23 protein-coding genes are annotated in these 20898 nt (G+C 33.6%); 7 read left to right on the forward strand and 16 right to left on the reverse strand.

Features of this window, described 5'->3' with window-relative positions; all coding sequences use genetic code 11:
* The first annotated feature begins 92 nt into the window (after nt 1–92).
* The 3 genes from modA to FHP05_RS11235 are packed head-to-tail and all read left to right on the forward strand — an operon-like array spanning nt 93 to nt 2284.
* Nucleotides 93–914 carry a molybdate ABC transporter substrate-binding protein gene (gene modA / locus FHP05_RS11225; protein WP_147668290.1) on the forward strand — a complete coding sequence of 274 codons (822 nt, stop codon included), beginning with the start codon at nt 93–95 and terminating at the stop codon, nt 912–914.
* A 27-nt stretch (nt 915–941) separates the two neighbouring features.
* Complete coding sequence (gene modB, locus FHP05_RS11230) at nt 942–1625, forward strand: molybdate ABC transporter permease subunit (RefSeq protein ID WP_407923439.1); 684 nt, start codon at nt 942–944, stop codon at nt 1623–1625.
* Between the two features lie 23 nt (nt 1626–1648).
* Complete coding sequence (locus FHP05_RS11235; protein WP_147668294.1) at nt 1649–2284, forward strand: ATP-binding cassette domain-containing protein; 636 nt, start codon at nt 1649–1651, stop codon at nt 2282–2284.
* A gap of 400 nt (nt 2285–2684) precedes the next feature.
* Here the strand turns inward: FHP05_RS11235 and rpsR are convergent, their stop codons facing one another.
* The 6 genes from rpsR to FHP05_RS11265 all read right to left on the reverse strand — a co-directional run bounded on the left by rpsR (nt 2685) and on the right by FHP05_RS11265 (nt 6527).
* The gene (rpsR, locus tag FHP05_RS11240) at nt 2685–2918 is read right to left on the reverse strand and encodes a 30S ribosomal protein S18 (protein WP_147668296.1); all 234 of its coding nucleotides are present in this window, start codon (nt 2916–2918) and stop codon (nt 2685–2687) included.
* Between the two features lie 41 nt (nt 2919–2959).
* The gene (gene ssb / locus FHP05_RS11245; protein ID WP_147668298.1) at nt 2960–3445 is read right to left on the reverse strand and encodes a single-stranded DNA-binding protein; all 486 of its coding nucleotides are present in this window, start codon (nt 3443–3445) and stop codon (nt 2960–2962) included.
* Nucleotides 3446–3460: 15 nt separating this feature from the next.
* Nucleotides 3461–3751: a 30S ribosomal protein S6 gene (gene rpsF / locus FHP05_RS11250; RefSeq protein ID WP_147668300.1), complete on the reverse strand. Its 291-nt coding sequence runs from the start codon at nt 3749–3751 to the stop codon at nt 3461–3463.
* A 153-nt stretch (nt 3752–3904) separates the two neighbouring features.
* Nucleotides 3905–5005, reverse strand: a complete 1101-nt coding sequence (ychF, locus tag FHP05_RS11255; protein ID WP_147668301.1) for a redox-regulated ATPase YchF — start codon at nt 5003–5005, stop codon at nt 3905–3907.
* 188 nt (nt 5006–5193) lie between these two features.
* The gene (locus FHP05_RS11260) at nt 5194–5391 is read right to left on the reverse strand and encodes a DUF951 domain-containing protein (protein ID WP_230973996.1); all 198 of its coding nucleotides are present in this window, start codon (nt 5389–5391) and stop codon (nt 5194–5196) included.
* Between the two features lie 125 nt (nt 5392–5516).
* The gene (locus tag FHP05_RS11265; protein ID WP_147668305.1) at nt 5517–6527 is read right to left on the reverse strand and encodes a YkvI family membrane protein; all 1011 of its coding nucleotides are present in this window, start codon (nt 6525–6527) and stop codon (nt 5517–5519) included.
* Between the two features lie 89 nt (nt 6528–6616).
* Here FHP05_RS11265 and yyaC point away from each other — a divergent pair, with 89 nt between their 5' ends.
* Nucleotides 6617–7240 carry a spore protease YyaC gene (gene yyaC / locus FHP05_RS11270; RefSeq protein ID WP_147668307.1) on the forward strand — a complete coding sequence of 208 codons (624 nt, stop codon included), beginning with the start codon at nt 6617–6619 and terminating at the stop codon, nt 7238–7240.
* 177 nt (nt 7241–7417) lie between these two features.
* Here yyaC and FHP05_RS11275 read toward each other — a convergent pair whose 3' ends face one another.
* The 10 genes from FHP05_RS11275 to rpmH all read right to left on the reverse strand — a co-directional run bounded on the left by FHP05_RS11275 (nt 7418) and on the right by rpmH (nt 16910).
* On the reverse strand, nt 7418–8263 hold the full coding sequence (locus FHP05_RS11275) for a ParB/RepB/Spo0J family partition protein (RefSeq protein WP_147668309.1): 846 nt from the start codon (nt 8261–8263) through the stop codon (nt 7418–7420).
* The gene (locus tag FHP05_RS11280; protein ID WP_147668452.1) at nt 8244–9017 is read right to left on the reverse strand and encodes a ParA family protein; all 774 of its coding nucleotides are present in this window, start codon (nt 9015–9017) and stop codon (nt 8244–8246) included. The genes FHP05_RS11275 and FHP05_RS11280 overlap by 20 nt, the downstream gene beginning before the upstream one ends.
* A gap of 326 nt (nt 9018–9343) precedes the next feature.
* Nucleotides 9344–10201: a nucleoid occlusion protein gene (noc, locus tag FHP05_RS11285; protein WP_147668311.1), complete on the reverse strand. Its 858-nt coding sequence runs from the start codon at nt 10199–10201 to the stop codon at nt 9344–9346.
* Between the two features lie 215 nt (nt 10202–10416).
* Nucleotides 10417–11133 (reverse strand): 16S rRNA (guanine(527)-N(7))-methyltransferase RsmG, encoded by a 717-nt coding sequence (gene rsmG, locus FHP05_RS11290; protein WP_147668313.1) that lies wholly within the window; start codon nt 11131–11133, stop codon nt 10417–10419.
* 70 nt (nt 11134–11203) lie between these two features.
* Complete coding sequence (mnmG, locus tag FHP05_RS11295) at nt 11204–13090, reverse strand: tRNA uridine-5-carboxymethylaminomethyl(34) synthesis enzyme MnmG (RefSeq protein ID WP_147668315.1); 1887 nt, start codon at nt 13088–13090, stop codon at nt 11204–11206.
* Nucleotides 13091–13119: 29 nt separating this feature from the next.
* Complete coding sequence (gene mnmE, locus FHP05_RS11300; RefSeq protein ID WP_147668316.1) at nt 13120–14496, reverse strand: tRNA uridine-5-carboxymethylaminomethyl(34) synthesis GTPase MnmE; 1377 nt, start codon at nt 14494–14496, stop codon at nt 13120–13122.
* 389 nt (nt 14497–14885) lie between these two features.
* On the reverse strand, nt 14886–15503 hold the full coding sequence (gene jag, locus FHP05_RS11305; RefSeq protein ID WP_147668318.1) for an RNA-binding cell elongation regulator Jag/EloR: 618 nt from the start codon (nt 15501–15503) through the stop codon (nt 14886–14888).
* The gene (gene spoIIIJ / locus FHP05_RS11310) at nt 15500–16267 is read right to left on the reverse strand and encodes a YidC family membrane integrase SpoIIIJ (protein WP_147668320.1); all 768 of its coding nucleotides are present in this window, start codon (nt 16265–16267) and stop codon (nt 15500–15502) included. Before spoIIIJ ends, jag begins: the two co-directional genes overlap by 4 nt.
* Nucleotides 16268–16352: 85 nt before the next feature.
* Complete coding sequence (rnpA, locus tag FHP05_RS11315; RefSeq protein WP_147668322.1) at nt 16353–16706, reverse strand: ribonuclease P protein component; 354 nt, start codon at nt 16704–16706, stop codon at nt 16353–16355.
* Between the two features lie 69 nt (nt 16707–16775).
* Nucleotides 16776–16910: a 50S ribosomal protein L34 gene (rpmH, locus tag FHP05_RS11320; protein ID WP_146937224.1), complete on the reverse strand. Its 135-nt coding sequence runs from the start codon at nt 16908–16910 to the stop codon at nt 16776–16778.
* An 807-nt stretch (nt 16911–17717) separates the two neighbouring features.
* On the opposite strand from rpmH, the gene dnaA reads away from it, so the two are divergent.
* From dnaA to yaaA, 3 genes are all read left to right on the forward strand, one after another.
* Entirely contained in the window at nt 17718–19067 is a 1350-nt protein-coding gene (dnaA, locus tag FHP05_RS11325; protein ID WP_147668324.1) for a chromosomal replication initiator protein DnaA, read from the forward strand.
* Between the two features lie 169 nt (nt 19068–19236).
* Nucleotides 19237–20373, forward strand: coding sequence for a DNA polymerase III subunit beta (dnaN, locus tag FHP05_RS11330; RefSeq protein ID WP_147668326.1), 1137 nt, complete (start codon nt 19237–19239; stop codon nt 20371–20373).
* Between the two features lie 287 nt (nt 20374–20660).
* Entirely contained in the window at nt 20661–20879 is a 219-nt protein-coding gene (gene yaaA / locus FHP05_RS11335; protein WP_147668328.1) for a S4 domain-containing protein YaaA, read from the forward strand.
* Nucleotides 20880–20898 lie beyond the last annotated feature (19 nt).

The following is a 20898-nucleotide window of genomic DNA, read 5'->3' on the forward strand; positions in this document are numbered from 1 at the left end:
ATTTTTATATTCACATAGAAGACAAAATAATATACAATTAGATATAATTAGTTATATCCAAATATAACTAATTATAATTAGGGGGTATAAAGATGAACATAAAAAAACTCAGTATCTTTTTTGCTATTTTACTTGCAGCCTTTCTTTTTACAGGCTGTAATCAAACAGACAAGCAAGAAGAAGAGGGTAATATTAATGAAACAGATAGTACAGAACAAGAGGAAAAAACACCACTTACTATTTCTGCTGCCATTAGTTTGACAGATGCGCTAGAAGAAATGAAAGCTATTTTCGAGGAAGAACATCATGCTGAATTAACATTTAATTTAGGTGGTTCTGGAAAACTTGCTCAACAAATTCAACAAGGTGCTCCTAGTGATGTGTTTATTTCTGCAAACCAAGATTGGATGGATATGTTAGAAGAAGAGGAACTGATTTTAGCAGACACAAGAGAGGATGTAACAGGGAATAAAATTGTATTGATTTCTTCTAAAGATGCTGATTTATCCATTGATTCATTAGAAGATATTGATACAGTAGATTCCATCAAACAAATTGCTGTTGGAAATCCAGAGACTGTTCCAGCAGGGAAATATACAGAACAAGCACTTCAATCTATTAAAAAATGGGATGAGTTAGAAGACAAAATTGTGTTAGCAAAAGATGTCCGTCAAGTACTTACTTATGTAGAAACAGGAAATGCAGATATTGGCTTTGTTTATGAAAGTGATGCAAAAACATCCGATGATATCAATATTTTATTAACTGCTGATAGTGATATGCATGACTCAATCATTTATCCTGCTGCTGTTACAAAAGATACGCAACACGAGGAATTAGCAAAAGCGTTTGTAGAATTTCTTGAAAGTGATCAAGCCCAAGATATTTTAAAATCATATGGATTTCAAAAGTAATTAAGGCAGGGACTATCCATGAATGATATAAACTTTTCTCCTTTATGGCTATCTTTTAAAACAGCTATCATTGCTACGGTCATTGTTTTTATTGTTGGTGTATTTTTAGCTCGAGTGATATCAAGACGTGATTTTCCTGGAAAGAGTATTATTGAAGCCATTTTTCTACTACCACTTGTGTTACCACCAACTGTAGTTGGTTTTGGGTTATTAGTTTTATTTGGAAAGAATGGTCCGATTGGAAAACTCTTAATCAATTGGTTTGATTTACAAATTGTTTTTTCTTGGTATGCGGTGATAATTGCAGCAGTTGTTGTAGCATTCCCATTAATGTATCAAAGTGCTGCAGCAGCATTTCAAAAATATGATGCAAATTTAGAATATGCAGCATACACCATGGGTGCCTCTAGATGGAGAGTATTTTGGACAATCTCATTCCCATTAGCATGGCCTGGACTATTAGCAGGACTTGTTTTGACTTTTGCTAGAGCACTTGGTGAATTTGGTGCGACACTTATGTTAGCTGGTTATATTCCAAATGTGACAGATACAATTCCATTGGCTATTTATTTTGCAGTTGAGTCTGGAAATATGGAAATGGCAACATTTTGGGTCATCATTATCGTCTCTTTAGGATTTAGTGCTATTTTATGGCTAAACTGGTGGAGCAAACGAAGTATCATGAAGCACTCCATTGAGAAAAATACATGAATCCGTTTTAAAGGAGTTTAATCATGTTAGAATTAGATATTTATAAAAAATTATCCCATTTTGATTTGCAAGTTCAACTTACAACAGAACAAGAAAGAATTGTATTGTTCGGACCATCTGGTTCAGGAAAAACAACCATCTTAAACTGTATTGCAGGTATTGTTCATCCAGACCAAGGTTTTATCCATTTAAAAAATCAATGTCTTTTTGATTCCAAGCAAAAAGGGAAGAAGGGAAAAAGTGGAATCCCTATTCAGGACAGGAATGTTGGATATCTTTTCCAAGATTATGCTCTTTTTCCACATATGACAGTGAAGAAAAATATTTCCTATGGAATGAAGGATCAGCAATTAGTCGAAACATTAATTGATGTTGTTGGAATTAAGCATTTATTAGAACAATATCCAGGGAATATATCAGGTGGAGAGAAACAGCGTGTTGCATTAGTTCGAGCACTTGCTACGAAACCAAATGCATTATTATTGGATGAACCCTTCTCCGCTTTAGATGAAAAGACAAGAATAGAATGTCAAGATGAACTTTTGAGAATCCATGAAATATGGAAAATACCTATCCTTATTGTTACACATGATTGGAAAGAAGCTAAAAAATTAGGTCAGCGTATTTTAAAGTTGGATAAAGGAAAGTTTATAAGATAAAAAGGCTCTATACTGAATGTGATGGTTCCTCTTGATATGATATGTTATACAAGTTTTTAAAAAATAGGCTGTTTAGTTTGGGTTGTTCTAATCTACCGCAGCTCGAATACACAAAAACTCCTAGGGGAGATCGGTTAAGAATTCCACGTTGTGTGGCAACGCCTGTATGACCAACGTTGTGTTGTCCTTAGGAGGCTCACCAGCTCCTAAGGACAAGCGGAGTGTATTTGGGCTGTTAAAGTCAAAAAAAAACCATATTCTCTTTTTTGGTACCTTTAAATTGCGAGATAAAAGGAATTGGAGAGAATATGGATGCAAAAATATTTTATCACAGAGAACCGCATAAAAAAACTCCCTTTAGCAGAGCTTTGAACAAGCCTAGTAAAGGGAGTATTTTTTATTACTCAGATACATATGGTAAAAGTGCCATTTGACGAGCACGTTTAATTGCTTTTGTAAGTTTACGTTGGTATTTTGCAGATGTTCCAGTTACACGACGAGGAAGGATTTTTCCACGTTCAGAAATGAAACGTCTTAGTAAATCAACATCTTTGTAGTCAATATGTGTGATACCATTTGCTGTGAAAAAACACACTTTACGACGTCTACCACGACCACCACGACGACCTGCCATATATACCCCTCCTTTTATATTAATTTATTTCATATACGATACTAAAATGGTAAATCATCATCTGATATATCAATTGGTTCTCCACTGTCTTTAAAAATATCATCATTTGATTGATTTCCACTTTGATTCATTTGGTTGTTCTGATTTCGATTTGGTTGGAAACCGCCACCTGCTGAAAAGGCATCTTGGTTGCCTCTACCTTGAGAGGATTTTGTCTCAAGGAATTGAACGCTATCTGCAACCACTTCAGTTACATAGACCATTTTACCGTCTTGTCCTTCATATGAACGTGTTTGAATACGTCCATCGACACCAATTAAACTTCCTTTTTTCATATAGTTAGCAAGGTTTTCAGCTGGACGACGCCAGACGACACAGTTTATAAAATCTGCTTCACGATTTCCTTGTTGATTTGTAAAAGGTCGATTACATGCTACAGTAAAATTAGCCACTGCTACTCCACTTGCTGTATAACGTAAATCAGGATCCCTTGTTAATCTGCCGACAAGTACGACACGATTCAACATCAGAACCACCCCTTTTTATTGGTCATCTTCACGAACTACGATATGACGAATAATATCATCAGAGTATTTAGCTAAACGATCGAACTCTGCTACTGCTTGTTCGTCACTGCTAAAGTTAACGACTACATAATATCCATCACGATAGTTGTTTATTTCATAAGCAAAACGTTTTTTGCCTTTTTCATCAACTTTTTCGATTTCCGCACCACGATCAGTTAAGATTTTGCTGAAACGCTCCATTAATTCTGTTCGCGCTTCTTCCTCAATGTCTGGGCGGATGATGTACATAATTTCATATTTTCTCATCCGTTGCACCTCCTTTTGGTCTTTGCGGCCCTTAATTTAATTAAGAGCAAGGAGTAATCCAATATAATATTCAATTACTCACGATAATTAATTATATCAAAAAAGTTTTCAAATCACAAGATTAATTAGGGGATCCTATATATTTCTATTTGGTTATACATTAAAACGGAAATGAATAATATCGCCATCTTCAACAATGTATTCTTTTCCTTCTAGGCGAACTTTTCCATTTTCTCTTGCTTGGGTCATTGAACCTGCTTCTACTAAGTCATCATAGGAGACTGTTTCAGCTCGAATAAATCCTTTTTCAAAATCCGTATGAATGACACCTGCTGCTTGTGGTGCCTTCATTCCCTTTTTAAAGGTCCATGCACGAACTTCTTGTACACCTGCTGTAAAATATGTGCCTAGGCCTAATAAGGAGTAGGATGCCTTTATTAATTGATCTAAACCAGATTCTGTAATTCCTAATTCTTGAAGAAACATTTCTTTTTCTTCTTGATTTAGTTCTGCAATTTCCTCTTCAATTTTCGCACTAATAACAATGACTTCTGAATCTTCTTTTGCAGCATATTCTCTTACTTTTTGCACATGTTCATTTGAATCCGGATCAACAATATCATCTTCACTAACATTTGCTACATAAAGCATTGGTTTTGAAGTTAATAAATGAAGGCCTTTTACAATCTTCATTTGTTCATCTGTAAATTCTACCGAACGTGCAGGTTGTTCACTTTCAAAAGCATTTTTTAGTTTTGTTAAAATTTCATGTTCAAGCACAGCTTCTTTTACTTTTTGCTTGGCCAATTTTTCAACACGCTGATACCGTTTATTAACTGTCTCTAAATCAGCTAAAATTAATTCTAAGTTAATAATCTCAATATCATCAATCGGGTTGATTGAACCAGATACATGTGTAATGTTTTCATCATTAAAACAACGAACAACTTGGCATATTGCATCAACTTGTCGAATATGTGATAAAAATTGGTTACCTAATCCCTCTCCTTTACTAGCTCCTTGTACAATTCCAGCTATATCTGTAAATTCAAATGCTGTTGGAACAGTTTTTTTCGGTTGTACTAATGTAGTTAATTTATTTAAACGCTCGTCGGGAACTTCCACAATACCAACGTTTGGATCAATCGTACAGAAGGGATAGTTTGCTGATTCTGCTCCTGCTTGTGTGATGGCATTAAATAATGTGGATTTACCAACATTTGGTAGTCCAACGATTCCTGCTGTCAAAGACATTCCACTTTCACTCCTTAAGGATTTCATTCATATGAATGTATTGATTAACTCAATTATAGATACATCAAATATATAAAACAAGTAATGAAAAAGGAAAAATAGACATATATTACATGTCTATTTTCCTCTTTTCATACACCAGATTATGATTTTTATATTAATTATCTACTATAATTGCTTCATTTTTCTTATTCTGCAGCTTTTTCAATTACTTTTTTCATCTTTTTAGTAAATTCCCTACGTGGCAGGAGTACACTATGATTGCATCCAAGGCATTTGATACGGATGTCCATTCCCATTCGTATAATACGCCAGCGATTTTCACCACATGGATGAGGCTTTTTCATTTCAACAACATCATTCTTAGAATATACTTTCTCAACCAATAGCATTCTTCCCTTTCTTCCGTATTCTTATTTTGAATATTCAGTTTTTAATATCGACCTATCTATTTACATCTATTGTAGATTGTATTTTTAGTAAAGTAAAGGGTGGACCCACTATATATGGTTTATGTGCGTTGCCATATAGGATATAATATCAATTTCGCTAAAATATACAGGTTTAGGATACCATATAAAGGATATGTATATCGTATTAATGTAGAGAAACCTATCATTGTCATAGGAATCATTGTGCACAGTGTAATGGTAACTAAAACCCATAGAGGGAGTTTAAAATAGCTTCTCACTCGTGTTACAATTCCCAGTAAACCCGCAGCTGCTGTTGTATATATAGCAAACCATAATAATACAGACATCCAAATCACCATTTGAAATGGGTATCCCTTTAATATTGCAAATAAAGGTATTTCATATAGGATTAAATCATCAGAAATTTGGATCAGACTTGTATTATATAAATAGGATACAATTCCTAAAATAATCCCACTTCCAAAACTTGCAATCCATATCTCCTGTTTCGACTTTATTTGATGTCCAACAGCACCTAATACAGCTACTAACGGAAGTATATTTAATGCAGTAAATGGAAAGGCTGCTAACCAGTTATGTTGCTCACGCCAATGGGCAAAAAATGTTAATTGTTCATCAATCGAAAATATAATTAATACGTAAACAAGCCCGATAATCATAATAGGCAGTAAGTATTGATTAATATATAATAGACTGCCAATCCCATTAATAAATAAGAGAACGAGTGCAATGACTATAAAAGTAATTCCTGTCCAATAGGATAAATGAAATGTTTGACCTGTTGCACCACTTCCCGAAATCATCACAACTGTTGTTGTATATAAGTAAATAAATAGCATTAAATCATAAATAGGAGTAACTCTTTTACCAACAATTTTTTCTAAAACAGGACGATATTCCGTTGTTTTCCTTTCAAAACTAATTTGCATAATAAACATGCTAGATAAGGAAAATAAAATAACAAAAATAAAGATAGCTAGTCCACTACCATGGCCAAAAAACTCCCATATTTCTCTACCAGATGCATAACCTGCGCCAATTGTTGTTCCAATAATTAAGAACATCCATTTTAATCCCGAATTCACCATGATCTTTCCTCCAATTAATTTATAGCATGGATGTATAAAAATCTTTTTGTTGCCGTATACTATAACAATATGCCTATGGAGGATAAGCTATGAATCCTAAATATCTATTTCAACGTAAAAGTGAATCAACTCGTGCACACTTTGAAAATATAAATGATTGCTATTTATTATTTCAAAAAATCATTTCATGGTTTCCAAAAACTCCCCGAGAATATATTGTAGCTTGCATTGGAACAGATCGATCAACCGGAGACGCTTTAGGTCCTCTTGTTGGTACATACTTATCAGAGAAGAAACCAAAACATTTAACCATATATGGGACTCTACAGGAGCCTGTCCATGCCACTAATTTAACTGAGTATATTGACCATATCCAAAATAATCATCAAAACCCATTTATTATTGCAATTGATGCTTGTTTAGGCAAGCCAAACTCCATTGGCAACCTAATCGCTAGTAAAGAAGCTTTAAAACCAGGAGCAGCATTGAATAAATCTCTACCCCTTATTGGAGATATTCATATTGCTGGAGTTGTCAATGTCAGTGGTTTTATGGAATATGCTGTTTTACAGAATACCAGGCTCTCCTTTGTCAATGAAATGGCAAAGGAATTATCAAATCTATTAATGATAATTGATGCTCAATTGGTTAGTACACAACATATTCAAGCAACAATTCATCCATCTATTGATAAAACAAAATTTTCATCATAAAAAAGACCCTAAAAGTTAGATTTTTTGTCCAACTTTTAGGATCTAGCTCACATACTGAATATTTCAGGTTATTTTCACATAGATTTTTTATAACTTTACTTCAAAACAATATCATCGAGAAAATAGTGATTTTTTAAGCCAAAATGTTTCACGTGAAACATTTTGGCTTAAAGTTCCTTAATCAGCATTCTCCATTAATTCCATTATTCGATTTAAATCATCATCTGTATAAAATTCTATTTCAATTTTACCTTTTCTTTTACCACGTTGAATTTTAACAGCTGTACCTAGTTTATCTTGTAATACAGACTCTCTCTCCATTAAAAATGGATCTTTTTGTTGTTTCTTTTGTTTTTTAATCGGTTTTTCATTCAAAACAGCGATCATTTTTTCTATCTGACGAACATTTAATTTTTCTTTTAATATTTTTTGCACAAGAGGAGTCAATTTTTCCTTATCCTTTAATCCAAGTAATGCACGTCCGTGACCCATAGAAAGTTCTCCATTGTTAATATGGGCGACAACTGGTTTTGGTAAGGCAAGTAAACGTACCATATTTGCTATATGTGAGCGACTTTTGCCAAGCCTTTTAGATAGCTCTTCTTGAGTAATATGGAGATTTTCCATCAAATTATGATAGGCACTTGCTTCTTCAATTGGGGTTAAATCTTCTCGTTGTAGGTTTTCTAATAATGCGAGTTCCATCATTCGTTCATCTGTCATATCTTTAATGACTACTGGAATTGTCTCCAATCCAGCCTCTTTAGCTGCTCGAAAGCGTCTCTCCCCTACGACAATTTCATATCCCTTTATACTTTTTCGCACAATAAGGGGTTGAATTATACCATATTCGATAATGGAGTCTTTTAGTTCTTCAATTGCATCCGCTTCAAATGTTTTTCTTGGCTGATATGGATTTGGCCGACATTCTGTTACTGGTATTTCCTGAATTGTTTCCTGTTCATCTTGTTCCATTCCACCAACGAACAATGCATCCAGTCCCCTACCCAACCTTCGTGTCACTATTCACCACTTCCTTTGCCAATTCAAGATAAACTTCTGCACCTCGCGATTTGGGATCATATGTTGTAATTGGTTGTCCATGACTTGGTGCTTCCCCTAAACGGACGTTTCTCGGGATAACCGATTTATATACTTTATCTTGAAAGTATTTTTTCACCTCTTCAATAACTTGGATTCCTAGATTAGTTCTTGCATCCAACATCGTTAATAAAACTCCTTCAATCATTAATGTTTTATTTAGATGTTTTTGAACAAGTCGGATGGTGTTTAACAATTGACTTAAACCTTCTAGTGCATAATACTCACACTGAACCGGAATTAATACCGTATCAGATGCTGTTAATGCATTAATGGTTAAAATACCTAGTGATGGTGGACAGTCGATTATAATATAGTCATATCCATCCTTCAATTCATCTAATGCCTTCTTTAGGCGTATTTCACGTGAAATAATAGGAACAAGTTCAATTTCAGCTCCTGCTAGTTGAATGGTTGCTGGAATTAGATCTAAGTTAGGAATATCGGTTGTAAATAATACATCTTTTGCTGATACTTCATCAATTAAAACATTATACACACACTGTGGTGCGTCTGCCCTATTTATGCCGACTCCACTTGTTGCATTCCCTTGTGGATCAATATCTACAATTAATACTTTATGTCCTAATTTTGCTAAGCTTGCACTTAAATTTACCGAAGTCGTAGTTTTCCCTACGCCACCTTTCTGGTTAGCGATGGAAATGATCTTCCCCATATTTACACCTACCTGTTTAAACTGTTTTACATTCATGTTGTTAATCTCAAAAAGCGTATATATTCTATTCTATCATTTTTCCTTAGATAAAACATAAATTTGTTTTTATTTAATATAAAAAATAATAGAATCAATTTGGCGCAAATTAAATCAATACTTTTTCCTTAGTTTAGATGTACTTATATGCATTTAATTGTGTGAGGGTATATATACTATGAAGAATTGCAAGATATAATATATGTAAAGTAGTTAATTACAAAATAAATTAAGCCTCTACCATGATGGAAGAGGCATTTGTGTCTTTTAATATGAATGGATAAAATATATTATTTCTTCTTTGGTATTTTAATCGTAATTTGATAGTAATCTTCTAATTCTTCCTCATTTGATTCGACATCAATACCAGTATCAGATACCATATTTAATGATTGTCGAATGGTATTCATTGCAATACGAACATCTTTATTAATTCCTTTTAAACGTGCACGTCGTTTCGGTTTCTTTTCTTTTGGCTGAAGCAAATCTTTTACTTTTTCTTCTGTTTGCTTCACATTTAAATGTTGTTCCAAAATCATCTCTAAAACTTTCAATTGCAATTCTTCTTCTTTTAACTTAATTAAAGAACGAGCATGTCTTTCTGTGATTTCTTTTGCTAATAACGCTTCATGGACTTGTTCCGGTAGTTTTAGGATTCTTAGTTTGTTAGCTATTGTTGATTGGCTTTTTCCAAGTCTTTGAGCCAATGCTTCTTGAGTTAAATCATGCAACTCCAATAGTTTCGCATAAGCAAACGCTTCTTCTACTACAGTTAATTCTTCACGTTGTAAGTTTTCAATTAAAGCAACAGAAGCTGTCTGTGTATCATTCATCTCACGTATGATAGCTGGGATATACTCCCATTCCAATAATTGAACTGCTCTCCACCTTCGTTCCCCAGCTATTAATTCATACTGATTATCTTCTACCTGACGAACTACAATTGGTTGAATCATACCGTGTGTGTGTATGGTTTGAGCTAATTCACTAATTTTTTCCTCGTTAAATAAAGTTCGTGGTTGAAATCGGTTTGGCCGTATATTTTGGACAGGAAGTTTAATGACTTCGTCTGGTTGATATGAAACTTCTTCTGCTTCAGAATCCGATTTATCTTTAAGTCCAAAAATCCGGTTAAAAGGTTGCAACACTTTTTCACCCCATTATTGGATATTTTCCTGGCTATATCATAAACATCCGAAAATGTTTCACGTGAAACATTTTCCGAGATGGAAAATATTTTACTATATTTAAAAAAATTTAAGAGACTTATTGACAATATTTTACCATAATTATCATTTTTTAGCGAGAAAACAACGTAGCATAGAACCTCTCTTACTATTGATATCTCTATCTTTTCACTTTTTTATTCAATTGGTTGACGATTAGGAGTACCTGGTTTTCTAGGATATTTTTTTGGTGTATCTTTTTCTTTATCAATCACAATGATTGTACGTTCACTATCTTCTTTCGGTAAATTGAATAGATATGTATCACTTAATCGACCACCAAGTGTTTTAATTGCCTTTTTTGCATTATTTAATTCTTCTTCACCTTGGGCACCTTTCATTGCAATAAAATGCCCTTCTTTTTTACATAACGGTAGACAAAGTTCACTTAAAACCGACATTCGTGCAACTGCCCTCGCTAAAACAAGATCAAATTTGCCACGGAATTGTTTGTTTTTTCCGAAATCTTCTGCCCGGCCGTGGTAAAAATGTACCCCTTCTAGTTCTAACTCCTCTGCCAAATGATTCAAAAAACCAATTCGCTTTTTTAATGAATCAACAATTGTGATTTCAAGGTGGGGAAAACATATTTTTAATGGAATACTCGGAAATCCAGCACCAGCACCTACATCACAAATATTTATTTTTTTTGTAAAATCATAATAAAAGGCTGCGGAAATAGAATCATAAAAATGTTTTAAATAAACATCTCCTTCCTCTGTTAAAGCAGTTAAATTCATTTTTTCATTCCATTCAATAAGTGTTTGGAAATAAATGGAAAATTGTTTTTTCTGTTGGTCAGATAAAATAATTCCCTGTTTTTGCAACTCCGAACTAAATTCTGTTGGATTCAATTACTTTTCTCCTTCATATGTATTGTTTAAAAACCGACATATACTATGTCGGCTTAATAAACAGTTTTCTTTAATTTGCCAATTTGGCAACTTTCCCATGCTCAATATAAACAAGTAGAATCGATATGTCAGATGGGTTAACACCAGAGATTCTTGATGCCTGACCAACTGATAATGGGCGTACTTGTTTTAATTTTTCCTTTGCTTCTGTCGCAATCCCGCTAATTTGATCATAATCAATGTTTTCTGGGATTTGTTTTTCTTCCATTTTTTGCATTCGTCCTACTTGTTCATATGTCTTCTTAATATAACCTTCGTATTTTATTTGAATTTCCACTTGTTCTTTGACAACTTGTGGCAAAGATTCATTTGATTCAATAACTGATTCCAAATGTTCATACTTTACTTCCGGACGTTTTAGTAAATCGTAAGCACGAACAGCGTCTTTCAATGGAGATCCTTTTACTTTAGTTAACATTTCTTGTACTTCTTTTGTTGGTTTAACAATCATTTTATAAAGACGGTCTTTTTCTTCCTCCACAAGACGTTTTTTCTCCAAAAACTTCTCATGTCGTTCTTCATTAATTAATCCTAATTCAAATCCAAGTTCTGTTAAACGAAGATCTGCATTATCATGACGTAAAAGCAAGCGATACTCTGCACGTGAAGTAAGCAAGCGATATGGTTCTCGTGTTCCTTTTGTAACAAGGTCATCGATGAGAACCCCGATATATGCTTGAGAACGGTCTAAAATAAATGGTTCTTTTCCTCGGATTTTCTGTACGGCATTAATTCCAGCCATAATTCCTTGTGCTGCTGCCTCTTCATATCCAGATGTACCATTAATTTGGCCTGCTGTAAACAATCCTGGAATTTTTTTCGTTTCTAATGTCGGCCACAATTGTGTTGGTACTAATGCATCATATTCGATTGCATAACCTGGACGCATAATTTCTGCATTTTCTAAACCACGTACTGAACGAACAATATGATGTTGTAATGATTCAGGAAGTGATGTCGATAACCCTTGAACGTAATATTCTTCTGTTTTCCGTCCTTCTGGTTCTAAAAAGACTTGATGACGTGGTTTGTCATGAAAACGAACAATTTTATCTTCAATTGATGGACAATAACGAGGACCTGTTCCACGTTTTGCTCCTGAATACATAGCAGACTGTGTTAAATTATCATTGATGATTTGATGCGTGTTTGCATTTGTGTGTGTTAACCAACATGGCATTTGTTCTGTGTTATATTTTTCCGTTTCAAAAGAAAAGCCTTGAGCTTTGTCATCCCCTGGTTGAATTTCAGTTTGTGAATAATCAATTGTACGACCATTGACTCGGGGTGGTGTCCCTGTTTTAAAACGAGTTAATTGAAAACCAAGTTCTTCTAGGTGCTCTGATAATTTTACAGATACACGTTGGTTATTTGGGCCACTCTCATATTCTAAATCACCCATCAGCACTTTTCCACGCATAAAGGTACCTGTTGTGACGATAACTGCATCAGCATAGTAGGCTGCTCTCGTTTCTGTAACAACACCTTTACATACCCCATCTTCAACGATTAATTCATTAACCATTGCTTGACGGAGGGTAATATTTTCTTCTTGTTCGATGATTTGCTTCATTTCCTGAACATACACTGGTTTATCTGCTTGGGCACGCAAAGCTTGTACTGCTGGGCCTTTTCTAGTATTTAACATACGCATTTGAATATGTGCGTTGTCTATAACTTTCCCCATCACACCACCAAGCGCATCCACTTCACGTACAACAATTCCTTTTGCGGGACCACCGAGTGATGGGTTACATGGCATAAATGCAATCATATCTAGGTTCAATGTAAGCATTAGTGTCTTAGCACCCATACGAGCAGCAGCCAAACCTGCTTCACATCCGGCGTGGCCTGTTCCGACAACAATAACATCATAATGGCCTCCATCATATAGCATGTGTCTTCATCCTTTCTTCATTTGTAATTTTATTTTCCTAAACAAAATTGAGAAAACAGTTGATCAATTAATGCATCACTTGCTGTATCCCCAATAATTTCACCTAATAATTCCCATGTTCTCGTTACATCGATTTGAACGATATCAAGTGGCATTCCTAATTCTAAGCTTCTAGATGCATCTAGAAGAGCCTGTTTCGCCTGTTTTAATAATTGAATATGCCTTGCATTGGAAACATACGTCATATCTCCCGTATCTATATCACCAGCAAAAAATGTATCAGCAATTGCCTTTTCTAATTCCTCAATTCCTTCTTCTTGAATTAACGAAGTCGTAATAATTGGCTTATTTTCTGCTAATTTCTTTACTTCTGCTAATGATAGTTTCTGATTTAAATCTGTTTTATTAATTATAACAATATATTCAAGGCCTTTTACAGCTTCAAAAAGATTTTTATCGTCTTCCGTTAGCACTTCATTATTGTTTAAGACAAATAAGATTAAATCCGATTCCATTAGGACTTTTCTTGAACGTTCTACACCTATTTTTTCGACAATATCTTCTGTTTCACGAATTCCAGCTGTGTCCACCAATCTCAATGGAACACCACGAACACTTACATACTCTTCAATAATATCTCTTGTTGTGCCTGGAACATCTGTAACAATTGCTTTATTCTCTTGTACAAGAGTATTCATTAAAGAAGACTTCCCCACATTTGGTCTTCCAATAATGGCAGTAGATAATCCTTCACGTAAAATTTTCCCTTGTTTTGCAACCTGTAAAAGTTGTTCTATTTCATTGGCAACTTTTTTTGTTTTTTCACGCATTAGTGTATGAGACATCTCTTCCACATCATCGTATTCTGGATAATCGATATTTACCTCAACATGGGCAATCGTTTCTAATAATTCTTGGCGGTATTTCTTAATTAAATGAGATAAACGACCATCCATTTGTCGTAATGCAACTCCCATTGCTTTATCTGTTTTAGCACGGATTAAATCCATTACTGCTTCAGCCTGAGATAAATCAATTCTCCCGTTCAAAAAGGCACGTTTGGTGAATTCACCAGGTTCAGCTAATCGTGCTCCACTTTCTAATACCATTTCTAAAACACGATTGACAGCAACGATTCCCCCATGTGTATTAATTTCCACAATATCTTCTCTCGTAAATGTCTTTGGCGCACGCATCACAGAAATCATGACTTCTTCTGCGATTTCTTTTGTTTCTGGATCAATTAATTTTCCATAGTGAATCGTATGCGAATCAACTTGTAACAAATCTTTACCACCGAACAACCCATTAGCAATTTCTACTGCTTCCGGCCCACTTAAACGGACAATTGAAATTGCTCCCTCACCAATTGGTGTCGATATCGCCGCAATTGTTTCTATCTCCATTACGTCGTCACCTCCTAAAAAAATCCATCATAGTATCTATTTGAAATAAACTTATCCACAAAATCATCCTAAGTAAATAGATTACCACAAAATCACTTAAAAATAAACTTATCCACAATAGATTTTTTTAGTAAATCTTATGTAAAAATAACCCATTTATCCACATGTGAATAAATGGGTTATTTTTATCTTTATTGTTGTTAAATTCTACTTGAATCAAGACTTTTTATGAAAAAATATATTAAATTTTTCCTTTATTTTCCAAGGTTTTGTTTAAAAGTTTTTCTTTTTGAATAAATTTGCACCAGAAAGATTTTCCCTGCAGCTCGTATAAAAAAAGCATTTTTAAAAACAAAAAAAGCCCTAGAAAATCTAGGACTTTTTAACTTTTATATTGGTTTAATAATAATATGCCGATATGGTTCTTTTCCATCTGACATTGTTTCCACATCTTTATCTTCTTGTAATGCCGTATGAATGATTTTCCGTTCAAAAGCTGGCATTGGTTCTAATTTGACTTTACGCTTTATTCGCTTAGCACGCTCTGACATACGAAAAGCTAGTATTTCTAATGTCTCTTTTCTTCTTTTTCGATAGCCTTCAGCATCTAAGACAACAACATAAAATACTTTGGCACTACGATTGATCATTAAATGAACTAAATACTGTAACGCGTTCAATGTTTGACCACGTTTTCCTATGAGTAAAGCGACTTTTTCACTGCTTAAATGGAAAGTAACTCTATTTTCCTGTTGTTCCACTTCAATATCAACATCTACTTCCATTTGTTGGCAAATTGTACGAAGATATTTTTCAGCTTCTAAGATTGGATTCTTTCGCAATGTTACTTTTACGATTGCTGGCTTCGAGCCAAACAGACCTAAAATCCCTTTTCTACCTTCATCAATTACTTCAATATCAACATGGTCCTTTTCGGTATTTAACTGCTCCATCGCTGATTGGACCGCGTCTTCTACTGTTTGTCCACTAGCAGTTACTTGTCTCACTTTTTGTCTCCCCCAGTATTAGCATTTTTCATCATCGGTTTGTTAATGAAAATTGTTTGTGCAACCATAAATATATTTCCGACTACCCAATACAATGCTAAAGCAGCTGGGAACATGAAAGCAAATACCCCAATCATAATTGGCATCACATAAAGCATGATTTTAAATTGCGGGTTATCAGCAGCTGGACTGCCAGCCATCATTAATTTTTGTTGAAGGAAGGTTGCACCTGCTGCAATGAAAGGTAAAATATAATCTGGGCTACCTAACTGGAACCATAGGAAACTTCCTTCTTTTATTGCATCTGTACGCATGATTGCATGGTACATCGCAATAAGAATTGGCATTTGGATAAAAATTGGTAAACAACCCGCAAGTGGATTTGCACCATGTTTTTGAAATAATGCCATTGTCTCCTGTTGCAACTTCTGTTGTGTTTTAGCATCTTTCGATTTATATTTCTCTTGTAAAGCTTTTAATTCTGGTTGAATATCTTGCATTGCTCTTGAACTTTTAATTTGCTTCACGTTTAATGGTAAAAGAATCAAACGAATAATAACCGTCACAATAACAATCGCTAAACCATAATTATTTCCTAATAGCTCTGAAAAATATGTAATTAACGATGACATTGGATATACGAAAAATTTGTTCCAAAATCCGGTACTCTCTGCTGTAATCGGCTCGTTAACTTGTGTACATCCAGAAAGAAAAAGAATGACGCCAATCAACGCTAAAAGCAAATAAACTTTTTTCTTTCGCAATCTATTTCCTCCTTACTAAACTCCATATAAAAAAGCTGATTTACCTCATATTTTAACTGAATTTATACAGATATTCTATCGTTAACTATTTTTTACTTCTACTTTTTAATAAATGCTTCTTTTTTAATAAATGAACTAAGCTTTTCTTTATATCATGAAACCCCATATTTTTCGCTGGTTGCCGAGCAATAATAATGATGTCATATGTAGGTTTTATTTCAGTCTCTAATTCATGGAATGCTTGTCTTAAATACCGTTTAATCTGATTACGAGTTACTGCATTCCCTATTTTTGTCCCAACAGAAAGTCCAATGCGAAAATGTTTTTGTTCTGCTTTTTCTAAGTAATAGATCACTAACTGCCGATTCGCAAATGATTTTCCATGTTTGAAAATATATTGAAATTCTTGATTACTTTTAACACGATTTCTCTTCTTCATTCCATCACCTTACTAGGTATTAAAAGTTCTTCCTATAATCTTAAAAAAGACCACTGACTTTTCAGTGGCCTATGCAGACAATACTTTTCTTCCTTTACGGCGACGGCGAGCTAATACTTTTCTTCCATTTTTAGTGCTCATACGTGCACGAAAACCATGAACTCGTTTTCTTTTACGATTATGTGGTTGATATGTTCTTTTCATCTATATTGCACCTCCTCAAGGGAAATTACACTATCTGTAAACAGTCTTTGTAATTATACTTAAGAAATAATACATCTGTCAACTCTATTCTCAAACTCACCTTTTAAATATAACTATATTTTCCGTTTTAGTAATTAGAGATTCTAATTTTTATAAAAATGAGTCAAAAAATCACTCCACTATCCTCACATCATTTTTCTTTTTCTTATTTTTCCCTTTTAATTACTTAATAATACTTATCCACATATTCACTATATTTCATTCACATCTTATGTTATTATTATTTTTCATAGAAATTTTAACCACAACATTTATCTCCAGGTTAATCACAAAATCTAGTGGTGTGGATATTTTTTATCTACAATGGGTTGATTTTGTGGATAACTGTCGAAAAACCTTTGCATACTACATTTTTATCTGGTATGATTATATTGTTTTAGCTTGTGAATAACATTTCTGAAGTTTGGTTTATACACAGATTGTGGATAACTTGTGGACATATTCTTCACAGCCTGTTAAAAAAGTTATTAACATACTTGTGGATGTTGATAATAACTACCAAAAATGAGACTTGTTTTTCTATCTTCTATCAAAAAACAATTAAAATTCCATAACAAAAGAACGTCCATTATTATAATTTAATAAAAATTGTCGCCTTTCCATCTATAAATAATAGACTGGGAGAGGCTTTTTCATCTAAATCTTCTATTTTATATCACTAACATATGAAATGAGGAACTATTATATGTCTATATTTATTTTCCATCACCTATCAGGTAAATGAAAATAGAAAGGGGGATTAAAAACTTGGAAAACATTGGCGATCTTTGGAGTGTCGTTTTAAAGAAAATTGAAGAAAAAGTGAGTAAACCTAGTTTTGAAACATGGTTAAAACATACACAAGCAGAAAAATTAGAAGGTAATGAACTAACCATTACTGCTCCAAATGAATTTGCTAGAGATTGGTTAGAAGAACAATACTCTGGATTAATTGCAACAATTGTAGAAGAAGTAACTGGTTCATTATTACAAATTAAATTTATCATTCCCAAAACAATCTCTGAGGATGAAAATATTCAAGCAACACCAAAGCAGGTAAAAGCTATCCAGCAGGAGCAACAAAAAATTCAAAAAACAATGCTTAACCCAAAATACTTATTCGATACATTTGTCATTGGTTCTGGAAATAGATTTGCTCATGCTGCATCACTAGCAGTAGCAGAAGCTCCAGCAAAAGCATATAATCCTTTATTTATATATGGTGGTGTTGGGCTTGGAAAAACGCATTTAATGCATGCTATCGGTCATTATGTACGTGAGCATAAACCAGATGCAAAAGTCGTTTATCTGACATCGGAGAAATTTACTAATGAATTTATTAATGCGATTATGGAAAATAAAACAGCTGAATTCAGAAATAAATATCGAACAGTTGATGTCCTTCTAATTGATGATATTCAATTTATTGCTGGGAAGGAATCAACACAGGAAGAGTTTTTCCATACATTCAATGCGCTACATGAGGAAAATAAACAACTCGTTATTTCTAGTGACAGGCCACCAAAGGAAATACCGACATTGGAAGATCGACTCCGTTCTCGATTTGAATGGGGATTAATTACAGATATTACACCACCAGATTTGGAAACAAGAATTGCTATTTTAAATAAAAAGGCAAAAGCAGAAGGATTAGATATTCCAAATGAAGTCATGATGTATATTGCCAATCAAATTGATACAAATATTCGTGAATTAGAAGGTGCATTAATCCGAGTTGTTGCCTATTCATCCCTAGTAAATCAAGATATTGATGCTTCCTTGGCTGCTGATGCATTAAAGGATATTATCCCAAGTAAAAAACCAAAAATCATCACAACTCAACATATTATGGAAGTCGTTGGCGAAAAATATAATGTAAAAATAGAAGAGTTTATTGCCAAAAAAAGAACAAAATCAATTGCCTTTCCGAGACAAATTGCTATGTATCTATCGCGAGAGTTGACAGATTTATCCTTACCGAAAATTGGTGATGAATTCGGTGGTAGAGATCACACAACTGTCTTACACGCACATGATAAAATATCTAAATTACTGGTAGACGATACAGTTCTTACTAAGGAAATTGAAGAAATCAAAGAAACATTAAAATCGATCTAGCCATTGTGAACAACGTTAATAACTATTCATACTTATTAACATTCTATCCACATGGGGATAAGTTTAGTTAAATACTATTTAAGCCACATATCCACATACTCACAGGCCTTATTACTTTTATTATTATTTTAAAAATATATTAATATAAATATATACAGGAGGAAAACAGATGAGATTCACAATTCAAAGGGATAAATTAATTACTAGTGTGCAAGATGTAATGAAGGCTATTTCCTCAAGAACTGCCATTCCCATTTTGACTGGAATGAAAATAGAAGCAAAACAACATGGAATAACACTAACTGGTAGTGATTCTGATATTTCGATAGAGTCTTTTATTCCTACTGAAAAAAATGGCGAAATATATGTAGAGAACATAGAAGAGGGATCCATTGTTATTCATGCACGTTATTTTCCAGATATTATTCGTAAATTACCGGAGAATACCGTACAAATTGAAGTAGATGAACAATTACAAGTAACTATTCGTTCTGGAAAAGCAGAATTTAGTTTAAATGGTCAAGATGCCGATGAATATCCATTACTTCCACAAGTTGAGACAGATAACAGCTTTCAAATGCCAACAGATTTGTTAAAATATATGATCAAACAAACTGTTTTTGCTGTCTCATCCATGGAAACAAGACCAATTTTAACAGGGGTTAAATTTACTCTAGAAAAAGGGAAGTTAAATTTTACTGCTACAGATAGTCATCGCCTGGCTTCTCGTGATGTCCCAATAGATGCTGGTGAACTTGAGTTTTCAAATGTTGTTGTTCCTGGTAAAAGTTTAAATGAACTTAATAAAATATTAGATGACACAGAGGAAATGGTTGAAATTAGTGTCACAGAGAATCAAATCCTTTTTAAAACAGAGCACTTAAATTTCTTATCTAGATTACTTGATGGAAATTATCCAGAAACAAGTCGATTAATTCCAACACAAAGTAAAACAACTATTTTTACAAAGACAAAGGAGTTAATTCAAGCAATTGATCGTGCTGCTCTTTTAGCTAAAGAAGATAGAAACAATGTTGTGCGGTTGACAACATTAGATAATAATATGATTGAAATTATGAGTAACTCACCAGAAATTGGCCATGTAACAGAAGAAGTTCCAATCCAATCGATGGAAGGTGAAGAACTCAAGATTTCATTTAGTTCAAAATATGTATTAGAAGGACTGCGAGCAATTCATGCAGATGAGGTGAAAATAGAGTTTACAGGAGCAATGCGTCCATTTATTATTAAACCAATAAATGGCGATGAAATTTTACAATTGATTCTACCTGTTCGAACATATTAATCATCATCTGTCTAAAAAAGGAATTGGCATTAGAGCCGATTCTTTTTTCATTTCTTTTATTTTAATTGCTTTCACAACAATATTTTTTTATAAAACAACATCTTTTTAAGCTGTTTTTTTATGAAATATAGCAAAGTGAGGTAGAAATAACCTGTAAAAATGCAAAATAAGGCATTTTAAGGCGTTTTTAATGCAAATATAGGGTCGGGCCTTTCATTAACTCGAAAACTTTAGTAAAATAGATATATGAGGCTTTTATCGGTAAAAAATAAGGACATGGTGATACAATGCATGAACAAATAGAAATCAAAACAGAATATATTACACTTGGGCAATTTTTAAAATTAGCTAATATTCTTGATTCAGGTGGAATGATTAAACAGTTTTTGCAAGAACAAGGTGTACTTGTAAATGGAGAAAAGGAACAACGTCGTGGAAGAAAATTATATCCAAATGATGTTGTGGAAATAGACAATGGAGAATCCTTTGTTGTGATTAGTGAATAGACTTTTACTCTGCCTGATT

Origin of the sequence: Cerasibacillus terrae (genome assembly GCF_008039555.1) — a bacterium.
GTDB classification, from domain to species: Bacteria; Bacillota; Bacilli; order Bacillales; family Amphibacillaceae; genus Cerasibacillus; species Cerasibacillus terrae.

Bases quoted from the DNA above. Each gene is read 5' to 3' on its own strand.
- FHP05_RS11235 (WP_147668294.1), top strand. From the start codon at position 1,649: ATGTTAGAATTAGATATTTATAAAAAATTATCCCATTTTGATTTGCAA.
- mnmG (WP_147668315.1), bottom strand. From the start codon at position 13,090: ATGCTATATGATGGAGGCCATTATGATGTTATTGTTGTCGGAACAGGC.
- rpsF (WP_147668300.1), bottom strand. From the start codon at position 3,751: ATGAGAAAATATGAAATTATGTACATCATCCGCCCAGACATTGAGGAA.
- yaaA (WP_147668328.1), top strand. From the start codon at position 20,661: ATGCATGAACAAATAGAAATCAAAACAGAATATATTACACTTGGGCAA.
- yyaC (WP_147668307.1), top strand. From the start codon at position 6,617: ATGAATCCTAAATATCTATTTCAACGTAAAAGTGAATCAACTCGTGCA.
- rpmH (WP_146937224.1), bottom strand. From the start codon at position 16,910: ATGAAAAGAACATATCAACCACATAATCGTAAAAGAAAACGAGTTCAT.
- FHP05_RS11280 (WP_147668452.1), bottom strand. From the start codon at position 9,017: ATGGGGAAGATCATTTCCATCGCTAACCAGAAAGGTGGCGTAGGGAAA.
- mnmE (WP_147668316.1), bottom strand. From the start codon at position 14,496: ATGGAGATAGAAACAATTGCGGCGATATCGACACCAATTGGTGAGGGA.
- rnpA (WP_147668322.1), bottom strand. From the start codon at position 16,706: ATGAAGAAGAGAAATCGTGTTAAAAGTAATCAAGAATTTCAATATATT.
- modA (WP_147668290.1), top strand. From the start codon at position 93: ATGAACATAAAAAAACTCAGTATCTTTTTTGCTATTTTACTTGCAGCC.
- ychF (WP_147668301.1), bottom strand. From the start codon at position 5,005: ATGTCTTTGACAGCAGGAATCGTTGGACTACCAAATGTTGGTAAATCC.
- FHP05_RS11265 (WP_147668305.1), bottom strand. From the start codon at position 6,527: ATGGTGAATTCGGGATTAAAATGGATGTTCTTAATTATTGGAACAACA.
- dnaN (WP_147668326.1), top strand. From the start codon at position 19,237: ATGAGATTCACAATTCAAAGGGATAAATTAATTACTAGTGTGCAAGAT.
- ssb (WP_147668298.1), bottom strand. From the start codon at position 3,445: ATGTTGAATCGTGTCGTACTTGTCGGCAGATTAACAAGGGATCCTGAT.
- rpsR (WP_147668296.1), bottom strand. From the start codon at position 2,918: ATGGCAGGTCGTCGTGGTGGTCGTGGTAGACGTCGTAAAGTGTGTTTT.